The organism is Pontibacter ruber (genome assembly GCF_023630205.1).
GTDB classification, from domain to species: Bacteria; Bacteroidota; Bacteroidia; order Cytophagales; family Hymenobacteraceae; genus Pontibacter; species Pontibacter ruber.
In genome coordinates this window covers 1514496-1526230 of the sequence record NZ_JALPRR010000001.1, presented here as the reverse complement: position 1 = coordinate 1526230, position 11735 = coordinate 1514496, and the positions used below count along the sequence as shown (strand labels likewise).

7 protein-coding genes are annotated in these 11735 nt (G+C 50.7%); 2 read left to right on the top strand and 5 right to left on the bottom strand.

Annotated features, from left to right (window positions below):
- Window positions 1-229: 229 nt before the first annotated feature.
- Window positions 230-478: a hypothetical protein gene (locus MJ611_RS06760; protein ID WP_250428749.1), complete on the bottom strand. Its 249-nt coding sequence runs from the start codon at window positions 476-478 to the stop codon at window positions 230-232.
- Between the two features lie 491 nt (window positions 479-969).
- The gene (locus tag MJ611_RS06755) at window positions 970-2211 is read right to left on the bottom strand and encodes an NAD(P)-dependent oxidoreductase (protein ID WP_250428748.1); all 1242 of its coding nucleotides are present in this window, start codon (window positions 2209-2211) and stop codon (window positions 970-972) included.
- 305 nt (window positions 2212-2516) lie between these two features.
- Here MJ611_RS06755 and gcvP point away from each other — a divergent pair, with 305 nt between their 5' ends.
- Together gcvP and MJ611_RS06745 are read left to right on the top strand one after the other, a co-directional pair.
- The gene (gene gcvP, locus MJ611_RS06750; RefSeq protein WP_250428747.1) at window positions 2517-5435 is read left to right on the top strand and encodes an aminomethyl-transferring glycine dehydrogenase; all 2919 of its coding nucleotides are present in this window, start codon (window positions 2517-2519) and stop codon (window positions 5433-5435) included.
- Between the two features lie 153 nt (window positions 5436-5588).
- Window positions 5589-6194: a DUF4136 domain-containing protein gene (locus MJ611_RS06745; protein WP_250428746.1), complete on the top strand. Its 606-nt coding sequence runs from the start codon at window positions 5589-5591 to the stop codon at window positions 6192-6194.
- Window positions 6195-6353: 159 nt separating this feature from the next.
- Here the strand turns inward: MJ611_RS06745 and MJ611_RS06740 are convergent, their stop codons facing one another.
- The 3 genes from MJ611_RS06740 to MJ611_RS06730 all read right to left on the bottom strand — a co-directional run bounded on the left by MJ611_RS06740 (window position 6354) and on the right by MJ611_RS06730 (window position 11716).
- Complete coding sequence (locus MJ611_RS06740) at window positions 6354-8648, bottom strand: TonB-dependent receptor domain-containing protein (protein WP_250428745.1); 2295 nt, start codon at window positions 8646-8648, stop codon at window positions 6354-6356.
- A gap of 137 nt (window positions 8649-8785) precedes the next feature.
- Window positions 8786-10762, bottom strand: coding sequence for an OmpA family protein (locus MJ611_RS06735; protein ID WP_250428744.1), 1977 nt, complete (start codon window positions 10760-10762; stop codon window positions 8786-8788).
- An 18-nt stretch (window positions 10763-10780) separates the two neighbouring features.
- A complete protein-coding gene (locus tag MJ611_RS06730) occupies window positions 10781-11716 on the bottom strand; it encodes a PorP/SprF family type IX secretion system membrane protein (RefSeq protein WP_250428743.1) in 936 nt (311 codons plus the stop codon).
- Between the last annotated feature and the right edge of the window lie 19 nt (window positions 11717-11735).

The following is an 11735-nucleotide window of genomic DNA, read 5'->3' as shown; positions in this document are numbered from 1 at the left end:
TGAGCCAGGATCAAACTCTCCATTGTATAAAATACTCGTTGCAACCAAAGTTGCTGATGTGTCCGTCCGATCCGTGGCCCTTTCCTTTTTTTAGAATTGACGCAAAGTTTAATCTTCTGCGCTAAGTAAAGGTTTACCTATTTTTCTTTTTGTCTCACTCAATCTCTCAAAGAACTTCTGCAAAGACTATTTCCTTGCTTTGCCCCTTCTCGTTAGAAGGGCGGCTTACTTAAAGCCTTGTTACTGTTGTTTTCCCTACTTGACCTGCTGTCGTTTGGGGAGTGCAAAGGTCCGAATTGTTTTTCGTTTCTGCAACTCTTTTTTTCTTTCTTTTTCTTCTTTCCCTCAGCCTCCCTGCCGGAAGCCGTGCTGCTTTCTTTTGTGAAGCGGCTGCAAAGGTAAGAAGCTTTTTACTTTCGAAGCAAGCAAACAAGAAAACTTTTTTTCTCTTCAGCTGCTCTTTTGCGCTCCTTTCCAACCCCTGCAGGCTGTGTTACCAGCCTTGCCTTTGCCTGCTTTTCAGAAGCCTTCCGTCTGAAGGGGCTGCAAAGGTAAGGAATGTTTTTCTTCCTGCAAGCTACCCGGGGAAAATTATTTTTACTTTCTTTCCGGTTGCTGCCGCGGAGTTGCGCCTTCTGCTTTCACTACCCTGCAGGCTTTCTGCCAAAGCCCCTTTTCCTCTCCCCTTCTTCTCAGTTGGGAGTGCAAAGGTAGGGCTTGTTTCTGGCTTTGCAAGGGGTGCAAAACGAATTTGCTTACATTTCTCACAACTCACTCATTTACAAGACCATTATTTCACCTTGTGTTTTCTTCCCTCCATACATGGCGTCGTTCCTGTACAATTTCGCTCTGCTCACCTCTGCTTTCCCCTTCTATCAAAGCTTTCTGCCGGCTCTTTTTTAGAGGTTTCTGTACTTATTATACATGCTGCGCATTAGAATGTATGCCCTCCTTGCTTCAGCCCAGAAGCTATCCATGTTTTATACTTTCCTTACTTACCCCGCTATCGGCGTACTCTTGCAGGTATTTATACTTCTCGGTTAGTTCGCCATTGCGCGCGATAGTAGCCCGCTCCAGCATGCCGCCTTCATCTCCATTAAAGAACTGCGGGAATACATAATCTATAATGTTACGGCCAAAGTCGCGGGAAGCATTGCGGGGTAATTCGCAGGGGAGGTTATCTACAGCCATTATGGTAATGTTCTCTTTTCGGCTAAAGGCTGGCTCGAGCTCACCTGTTTGAGGATTGTAATCGTAGGCTGGCTCCGGAATAGTAGTAGAGCGCTTGGTAGTAGGTATAGAACCATCCACGTCGCAGGTAATATCGGCAATGGTGTCGATCTTGAAATCAGGCTGGCGCGTCTCCTCTTCAGTAAAGAGTTTAGGCGCACGCGGATTCCAGTAAGCACAGGCCAGCAGCAGATCGGTAACGCGGGTGAACTTGCGGAAAGTAGACTGGTATAGTTCAGGGTTGGAATAAAAATCCGGAGAGTCCCATACTTCCACATCGGGACGGGTGTTGTAGTCGCCGGAGTGCAGCTGGGCGTATACCGGCTCGTTAAACTGTTTGTACAGGTAGTCAAACACACTCACCTTCCGGATTCCCATTTTATCCAGTACTTCCATAGCTCCGCCTGCCACACGGCCTCCACCGGTTACGGCAATCTTGATAGGCGGAAGCTTCACTTTAAAGAACTCTTCCTGCATATCCTCCATTTCGTGGCAAAGGTAAGCTGGCGTCAGATCAAAGAGGTTCCACTTTTTGCCATAGGTAAGTATACCGTTGTACGCTCCTACAATGCCGGCATACCTGCCGAAAGCAACCACCCGATGCCCCTGCGAGTCTGTTAGCAGCTCGTAATCTATCAAAGTGATGTGCTTATCAAGTATGGCGCGAAGAAGCTTGGCGTTATGCGGTTGCTTCTTTATAGTATGCGAAAAGAAGAAGTATGTCTTGTTCGGGATCAGCTGGTCTACGGGTACTTCTTTTACCCCCATTAGTACGTCGCAGTCGCTCAGGTCTTGCTGCAGTGGTATGCCCAGCTCTTCGTACTCCTGATCAGAGAAGCAACGTACCTCGCTTGGCTGCACCACCACCTGGGCCTCCGGAAACTCCTGCATGGCCTCCTCACACTTTTTAGGTGTAAGTGGCACCCGCTTATCTACCGGTACTTTGCCTTCTTTTATGATCCCGATTTTAACTTTCTTCATCTGCGCGTGTTTCTGAATTGTTCTTCTTTATTTTATGTTTGGCAGTCTGGAGGATAGGGTATTTGTAAGCCCGCTACTCTCCGTGGTACTGTAGTGCATAAACCGGCGCCAACACCTTATATATACTAATGTATACCATTAGTATATATAAGGTGTTGGCGCCACACACAGAACTATTTAGCTTTCATGCTTCAATATAATAAACAATTACTATTACTTTTGCAGAAATTGTTGAAAGAGAGCCTTTGGCTTGTCTTCCACTGGAAAACTGAAACCCAAAAATTCCCAATCAATACTTCATCTATATGATACTTAAAACCAAACCTGCTGATGTTTTTAAGGAGCGCCACAACGGCCCCGACAAGGAGCAGATGCAGGACATGCTTAAAACCATTGGGGCAAGCTCACTGGACCAACTGATTGAGGAGACCGTACCGGCCGCCATTAGATTAAAAAAGCCGCTGAACCTGCCAAAGGCGCTTTCTGAAAAAGACTTCCTGAAGAAATTCGGGGAGATCGCCAGAAAGAACAAGGTGTACAAGTCGTACATCGGCCTTGGCTACAACGACACCATTATGCCTCCGGTTATACTTCGTAACATTATGGAGAACCCGGGCTGGTATACTGCTTATACGCCTTACCAGGCTGAGATCGCGCAGGGCCGACTGGAGGCGCTGATCAACTACCAGACCATGGTGATGGACCTGACAGGTATGGAAATTGCCAACGCATCGCTGCTGGACGAAGGTACTGCCGCTGCCGAGGCCATGAACATGTTCCATGCCCAGCGCAAAGGCTCCCGCAAGAACGCGAATCGCTTCTTCGTATCGGAGCAGGTATTGCCACAAACAATTGACGTACTGCTTTCGCGCGCTACGCCACTTGGCATTGAGCTGGTGATAGGCGACCACCGTGCGTTTAACTTCTCTGACGAGACCATTTTTGGTGCGCTGGTTCAGTACCCGGGTGCCGATGGCGAGGTGTTCGATTACACTGATTTTATCTCGAAAGCGCACGAGCAGGAGATGCTGGTAGCCGTTGCTGCCGACATTCTTTCGCTTACGTTGTTAACACCTCCGGGTGAGATGGGCGCTGACGCAGCCGTAGGTACCACGCAGCGTTTTGGCGTGCCAATGGGCTTTGGCGGTCCGCATGCAGGTTACTTTGCTACAAAGGATGCCTTCAAGCGTATCATTCCGGGCCGTATCATTGGTCTTTCTGTGGATGCTGAGGGTAACAAGGCTTACCGCATGGCCCTGCAGACGCGCGAGCAGCACATCCGCCGCGAAAAAGCTACTTCTAACATCTGTACAGCGCAGGTACTGCTGGCGGTTATCGCCGGTATGTATGCAGTATACCACGGCCCACGTCGCCTGAAGTATATCGGCCTGAACACTTTCGCGCTGACACAGCAACTGGACAAAGGCTTGCAGGCACTTGGTTTTGAGCAGCAGAACGAAGCTTATTTCGATACGCTGAAAGTAGCTGTTGAAAGCGCCGAGCTGAGAGACGCTATCCGCAGAGAGGCTGAGACAGCTGGCATTAACTTCCGTTATTTCGGAGAAAACAACATCGGTATTTCGCTTAACCAGAACACGGAGCTGGAAGATGTGAAAGCTATACTTGCTGTTTTCGCGAAAGTGGCTGGTAAGTCTGCCGATGTATTAAGTATAGATGAGCTTCCGGAAGAGACGGAGATCAACTGGTCTGACAGCCTGATCCGTAAGAGCGACTACCTGACACACGAGGTATTTAACAAGCACCACTCGGAGCACGAGATCCTGCGCTACATGAAGCACCTAGAGAACAAAGACATCTCCCTGGTACACTCTATGATTCCGCTTGGTTCTTGCACCATGAAGCTAAACGCTACGGCAGAGATGATCCCGGTAACATGGCCGGAAATTGGTCAGTTGCACCCGTTTGCTCCTGCTGATCAGACAGAAGGCTACCAGCAGATCTTCGCTGACCTGGAGGCCTGGTTGTGCGAGGTAACTGGTTTCGACGCGATGTCGCTGCAGCCAAACTCTGGTGCACAAGGCGAGTACGCTGGCCTTATGGTGATCCGTGCTTACCATGAGTCTCGCGGTGATCATCACCGTACGGTTTCCCTGATCCCATCTTCTGCACATGGTACTAACCCAGCTTCTGCGGTTATGGCCGGCATGAAAGTGGTGATCGTGAAGTGCGACGAAAGAGGTAACATCGACGTAGCTGACCTGCGTGCAAAAGCAGAGCAGTATAAAAATGAGCTGTCTTGCCTAATGGTGACCTACCCATCTACACACGGTGTATATGAGGAGAGCATCATCGAGATCTGCCAGATCATTCACGAGAACGGTGGCCGTGTATACATGGACGGTGCCAACATGAACGCCCAGGTAGGCCTTACTTCTCCTGCCAACATCGGCGCTGACGTTTGCCACCTGAACCTGCACAAGACCTTCTGTATCCCTCACGGTGGTGGTGGTCCTGGCATGGGCCCAATCGGTGTGGTGAAAGACCTGGCTCCGTTCCTGCCTGGCCACGCTGTAGTTGATCTGGGCCGTAAGGACGCGATCAATGCGGTATCGGCTGCACCTTGGGGTTCTGCTTCTATCCTGCCAATTTCTTATGCTTACATTGCAATGATGGGTGGCGAAGGTCTGACAGAGGCTACCAAAGTGGCTATTCTGAACGCGAACTACATTAAGGCACGTTTAGAGAAGCACTATCCGGTACTGTATGTAGGTTCTAAAGGCCGTTGCGCACACGAGATGATCCTCGATTGTCGCGAGTTCAAGAAGTTCGGTGTAGAGGTAGAGGATATCGCAAAGCGTCTGATGGACTATGGTTTCCACGCGCCAACGGTATCGTTCCCGGTTGCGGGTACGCTGATGGTAGAACCAACAGAGTCGGAAGCACAGGAAGAACTGGACCGTTTCTGCGACGCTATGATCTCTATCCGTGAAGAAATTCGCGAGATCGAGGAAGGCAAAGCCGATCAGAAAGAGAACGTGCTGAAGTATGCGCCGCACACGATTAAAGTGGTGATGACAGAAAGCTGGAACAGACCATATACTCGTGAGAAAGCGGTGTTCCCGATGGCTTACCTGCGCGACAACAAAGTATGGCCAACCGTTAGCCGCATCGACAGCGCTTACGGCGACCGTAACCTTGTTTGCTCCTGTGCTCCGGTAGAAGCTTACAACGAACAAAACCAGGAAATGACAGCCATCGGCTAAGTCATACTTACTTCAAGTATAAAACGCCTGACTCATTGCTGAGTCAGGCGTTTTTGTTTATGCTTCAGCATGTTATACTTCCTGCCTGTATTTACCGGCTGGCTGGCAACGGCGTATACTTGTACATGCACTGTCACTTAAACGAACTATGCTATGAAAAACATCGACACAAAAAGTAAAAGCCTGCTTTTGCTTCTGGCAAGTATACTTTGGGCCATCAGCTGTACGCCTACCATGAATGTGCAGAGCAGCTACGGTCGTGCAACCAGCTTCGACCGGTACAGGACTTTTGCCTGGTACCCAGCCGAGGCAGCGGATAACCTGGAAAGCAAGACTGGCTTCGACACGCAGGTAGATAGGCGCATCAAAACAGCTGTGGAGGCAGAACTGGTAAAGAAAGGCCTCAGACCGGATGCAGAGCAACCGGATTTTCTAATTGCCTATGATGTGGCAGTTCCTCCGGGCCAGGAAGCAAACGCAGAATTTTCGCCCGGCTTTGGCTATGGATACAGCCACTGGTATGGCTACCGGTTTAACTACGATGTCAGCGGATTTCCTGATTACAGAAGTATAACCCGATATCCTGCAGGCACCCTTCTCATCGATTTCATTGATCCTGATACAAATCAACTGATATGGCGCGGATCAGCAGAGGGCGAAATAGTGCCTGTGCAAACCGACGAACGAAAGATCAGGCGCTCTGTAACCAACATACTTCTGCAATATCCTCCGGGCCAGGAGGCCATGCCAACCAGGTAAAAGGTTTTACTAGAGTTTAAATTCTAGGGAGATGCCGCCCAGCGCCCTCGCTCGCGTCCCGCCACTTGTGCCGAAGAAAAACGGCCAAAGTCCGCTGGATGGCGCACACTCGCAGGACGCGAGCGAGGGCATTAATCAGAGCTCAACGGCCCAGCTTTACTAAAATTTATACTTTAGGGAAAGTCCGCCATAGTAGTTGCGAGGAGCGGCAGGCTGAAAATAGCGACCTCCGAAAGCATTCAGGTCGTTGCCCAGGCTATACTTCTGGTTGGTCAGGTTCTCTACACCTCCGAACACATCCAGCGCAAAATGCCGGCCCAGCTCCCTGCGGAAACCAGCCTGTGCACCAACCACAAAGTATGCGTCAGCAAAAAACGTATTTTCGTCTGTTAAAGGTATTTCGTCTACATAGTTTGCTGTCAGGTTCAGGTATAGCCCCAGTTTGGTAGCCAGATCCACACCAGCTGTAACGGTATGTGGGGCAACACCTGTCAGCTTGTTTCCGCTCAGGTCGGCCTCGTCTTTCTGATAATCTCTGAAACGGAAATGGCTGTAGGTATAGCTGCCCCATACTTTCAGCAGACTTACCGGCAGCTCCACGTTTTCTATTATAGTATAAGCCAGGGCTGTTTCGAGGCCGCTTTGGGCGGTAGCTCCCACGTTGCGGAACACGGCTATACTTGACAGGTCCTGCCGGCTCACGATGGTTTCGCGCAACCGGAAGTGAAAGCCTACCAGATCGTAGCTCAGGCGCCGCCCCAACGTATAGCCGCGGATGCCGGCTTCGTAGTTTATACCTTTCTCCGGCTCCAGTTGCTGGTTTAGCTCCCCGTTAGAGGTTAAAATCTCTTCCTCAGTGGGTGGCGAAAAGCCGGAGCTTACGCTGGCATGCAGCGATACCTGATCTGTTAGCCGCTTCAGAAGCGCTACCCGTGGCGATAAAACAACGTCATAGTTTCGATTAAAGCGGTACTCACCACCACTTACTGCCTGGTGTAACCTTGTAATCTCATAGGAGGTGTTGTTGAGGCTGAGTGCAGCAGTGGCTATCCAGCCGGCAGGTAATGTGAACTCTGCCTGAGTGAAGAGCAGGCCGGTTTTCGCCAGCACTTCATCGTCGGAGCGTAATGAGTCTGGTCTGCCTTTGTTGTTGTCGTAGGTTCTGTCTACGGCAAAGCCGTGCTGGTATTCACCGCCAGCGGTAAGGGTAGTACCCACAGCGCCTAAGTTGGTATTCCAGGCAAAGCTGGTGCGGCCGCCGTACTCCTGGGCTGTGTTTCGTTCATAATCGGTGTTGAATGGGTGGTCGCGGAAACGGAACAAACCATACAAGGCGGTAGTGTTCTTCCAATTGTCGCTGAACCGGTACTCCTGCGAAAGCCCCACGTTTACCCCTTCCTGGTTCATAGACGCATTTTGCACAACGCTCCCGAACATGCCGCCGCGTGCCTGCCGCGGGTTCTGCTCATACTGCTCTTTCGTCAGCCCACCCGGAAGCTCATAGTACAGGTCTGAGTAAATAACATTAGCCTTGATAGTGCTCCTCTCTGATGGATAAAATTCAGAGCTCAGCAGAAGCACCTGCCGATCCATGGCTGATTGCTCGCGGTAGCCGTCGTATTGCTGCCGGGTATACTGCACCAGCAGGTTTGCCTTGTCGCTGCCTGTGCTGGCGGTGGCCATGTAGCGCCGAAGCCCATAAGAGCCAAGGGTAGTTTTCAGCTGCAACTCGTGCTCGCCGGGGGCAGCACGACGGGGCTCCAGCAGCATGGTACCGCCTGTACCCGCTCCGTAAATACTGCCCGCAGGGCCTTTCAGCACCTCTATCCGGCTGAAGTTGGCAGCGTCCAACACGTTCAGGTTGGTTACGCCAGTAGCTTCGGTCAGCGGCACTTCATCAAAGTATACTTTCACATTGCGGATACCATAAGGCGAGCGCAGTGAGCTGCCCCTGATGGAGATGCGGTAACTAGCAGTTGCCCTTTCTTCCATGCGTATGCCCGGAAGGGTATTCACTGCCCGTACGAGGGAGCTTTCATCGGAACGTTGCAGCACCTCACTTTCCACCACACTCAGGGCGCCTGCCGTTTGCAGCAAGGGGCGGTTGCTTTCGTAGCCGGTTACCACTACTTCCCCCAACTGAGCCGCTGCCGGCTGCAACAGAATGGTTTGCCTGCTATTTATACTTTGTATTTGCAGCACCTGCGGAGTATAGCCCAGGTAAGCAAAGTTTATACTTGCTGCCTCCGGCGGCAACTGCAGGCTCCATTGCCCTGCTTTGTTACTAAGCGTCTGTTCTCCGGTATTGGCACTCACTGTAACGCCTTCCAGGGGGAGGCGGCTACGGGCGTCCCTTACCTGACCGCTCAGCAATGCCTGCGCAAATACGCCTCCTGGAAATAGCAAGTATAGGAACAACAGCAGAAGTATGGAAAAAGGTGATCTCAGTTTCATAGCGGCAAGTTGGCTGAAATGAGAACGGAAGGCAAAAGGCATGGGTTATTTTTTAGGTAGTAGTAAATAAAAAAGCTCCGACAGAATCTGCGGAGCCTTTCCAAACTATGAAAGCTAATGAGATCTTTATATCAAGTTTACTTGATTTTAAATTCTGTTCTTCTGTTAAGCTGATGCTCTTCTTCTGAGCACTGCACGCCATCCGTACAACCGTTTCTCAGCCTGGTTTTGCCATAACCTTTTGCCGTCAGCCTGTTGCGGTCGATGCCTTTTGATACCAGGTAATCGACAGCGGCCTGTGCTCTGCGCTCTGAAAGCTGCTGGTTATAGTTAACACTCTCGCGGCTATCGGTATGGGCGCTCATTTCAATTTTTATCTTAGGGTTCGTTTCCAGCACGGTTACCAGCTTATCCAGCTCTTTGGCAGCGTCCGGACGAATGTCCCATTTATCCAGGTCGTAGTAAATATTCTCCAGTACAATGGCTTTGTTCACTTCATTACGGTCGAATAGCAGCGCTACATGCACGGTATCAGGAGCCGTATCAGGCACCTTTGCCTGTACAGATTGCTTCAGGTAACCGTCTTTGGAGCCCAGGAAGGAGTAGGTATTGCCCATGCGGCCATCCATAAAATACTTACCCCCTTCATCTGACATAACCATAACCGAATCGTTTAGGTTCTGTTGCGATACAGTTATACTTACCTGCGGAAGCGGAACCTGAATATTACGCTTCTTTTCGTTTTGCTTGCGCTCAAGGGTGGTAATCGCCAGCACTACAGGTTTCTGCAGCATGGTAAAGCTGAAAATATCTTCTGTGCCATCTGCGGCGTCACGGTTAGATGACAGTAATCCGGTTTCTCCTGCCTTGTCATACATGATGCCATAGTCGTTTTGCGGAGAATTTATCGGGTGACCAAGATTTTTTACTGTTGTCCAGGCAGCATGATTACCTTCTGCAGAGAAGATATCCAGACCACCCATGCCAATGTGCCCATCAGAGGCGAAGAATAACTTGCCGTTTTTATCTACATACGGAAAACTCTCGCGTCCAGATGTGTTAATAACATGGCCTGCATTTTTTGGCTCGCTCCAGCTTCCGTTGGCCTGGCGCTCCACGAAATAAATATCGGTCTCTCCTTTGCCTCCGGGCATATCCGACACAAAGTACAACAGCTTTCCATCGGGCGATAAAGCAGGATGGCCAACCGAATATTCTTCAACTTTATTGAAGGCGAACGGCTGAATGTTGCTCAGATTACTGCCCTGTCGCTTGGCAGAGTAGATCTCCAGGCGGTTCACGTACTCTTTTACTTCTTCCTTATCTTTCACCCAGCTGGTCGGGTCTATGTCACCGGTTTCGCGTTTCTTCACCATCTGCGTTCTGGTAAAGTATAGCATACCTCCATCTTCAGCAGCAGAGGCTGTGGCATTGTGGTATTGACTGGTCTGTACATCCTGCAGCGCTACCGGGGCGCCCCAGTTGCCGTTCATATCTTTATCAGCAGTGTACAGTTGCAGGTAAGGCCTGCCTGTCCAGCCGTAGATGTCTGTTTTGCTGTCGCCTCTAAGGCCACGGTCAGAGGTAAAGATGATGCCGTTGCCATAGCTCATTGGGCTGAAATCAGCGAAATTGGCTGTATTTATACTTTGCAGACGGGTAACTTCAGCTACCGGCAGCTGCGTCATCCACTTCATACTTTTATCACAGGCCTGCATCAGCTGCTGTGCCCGCTCTTCCATTTGCGGCATTTCATCGGCCCACAGCATGTACTGCGCTTTGGCCTCATCATACTTGCCGTTGCTGCGCAACGCTTCGGCGTAGTGGTACAGGCTCATCGGGTCGCGGCCAGGCAGCGCTACTACTTTGGCATACCATACTTCAGCCTCGGAGGTGCGGCGGGTAAGGCGGTAGGCGTCTGCTATACGCTGTGTTGTCTGCGCATCGGGCTGGCGTTTGGCGATGGCTGCCTTGTACTGGTCCAGTGCCAGGGCAAACTCATAGTTTTCGTAGTGTTTGTTGGCTTTGCGCAGCTCAGACTGTGCCTGTGCTACCGGAGCCGCTCCCAGCATAGCGGCAATCAACAAGTATATTGGTGTAAATCTATATCTCATGGAAGTATAAGCTATCTGTTAAAAGTATTGCGGCGTCAGCATTTTGGTATCCTTCTTTTTGAAGAAGTAATAGCCTACCGAGATCTCGTGGGTGTTGAAGCCGTCCAGGTCGTTGAGCATTTTGTCGTAAGCATAGCCCAGGCGCAGCGACTTCATCAACTGCAGTTCGGCGATCAGGGCTACGGCCGTACGCTTCTGTACCGGATCTACCTCCTCGTTCTTGTTCATCAGGTTCATGCTGGTGCGGTACGAGCTGCCCAGCCATAGCTTATCGCCGAGCAATACAAAGGCGTTCAGGTCCACGTTGGCAGGTGCTTTGAAATCTTCCTTGATCAGCACGCTTGGCTTAAATTTCACGAAGCTGCCCATGTCAAACACATAACCGGTGGTGAAGTAGTAGTGACGCTCCGGTTCTACCAGTTGCATGTCTTTGTACTGCACCAGGTCAGAGGCTGACAGGCCGGCATAAAAGCGCTCGGTGTGGAAGTACATGCCCAGTTTCACATCCGGCTTTATGGTCACCTCTTTACTGTTTGGGATAGAAGGATCATCCTCAATGCCCAGTTCGGTACCATCCATCGTGTTCTGCACCAGGCCGGCTGCCAAACCCAAGCTCAGCACGCCATTTGCGCTTACCGGCAATTTAACAGCTGCATTGGCGTAAGCCGACAGCACCGACTGCGCCCCTACTTTGTCGCGCGTGATGCCCAGGCCAAGGCCCAGTCTGTCGTAGGCGGTAACTCCGTCCACATTCAGCGACTGCGTAGTGGGTGCACCTTCCAGGCCCGTCCATTGTGAGCGGTGAAAGGCGTTTACGTTAAGTATGTTCTTGCTGCCCGTGTACGCCGGGTTAATGGACATACTGTTAAAAATATACTGTGAGTACTGAGGGTTTTGCTGGGCACTAGCTGTAAGGGTAAGCAGTAGGGCCAGCAGGGTATAAAGTATTCTCATATTGGTTAAATTTTTCAAT

Coding starts and splice junctions, on each gene's coding strand:
- MJ611_RS06755 (WP_250428748.1), bottom strand. CDS start 2,211: ATGAAGAAAGTTAAAATCGGGATCATAAAAGAAGGCAAAGTACCGGTA.
- gcvP (WP_250428747.1), top strand. CDS start 2,517: ATGATACTTAAAACCAAACCTGCTGATGTTTTTAAGGAGCGCCACAAC.
- MJ611_RS06745 (WP_250428746.1), top strand. CDS start 5,589: ATGAAAAACATCGACACAAAAAGTAAAAGCCTGCTTTTGCTTCTGGCA.
- MJ611_RS06740 (WP_250428745.1), bottom strand. CDS start 8,648: ATGAAACTGAGATCACCTTTTTCCATACTTCTGCTGTTGTTCCTATAC.
- MJ611_RS06735 (WP_250428744.1), bottom strand. CDS start 10,762: ATGAGATATAGATTTACACCAATATACTTGTTGATTGCCGCTATGCTG.
- MJ611_RS06730 (WP_250428743.1), bottom strand. CDS start 11,716: ATGAGAATACTTTATACCCTGCTGGCCCTACTGCTTACCCTTACAGCT.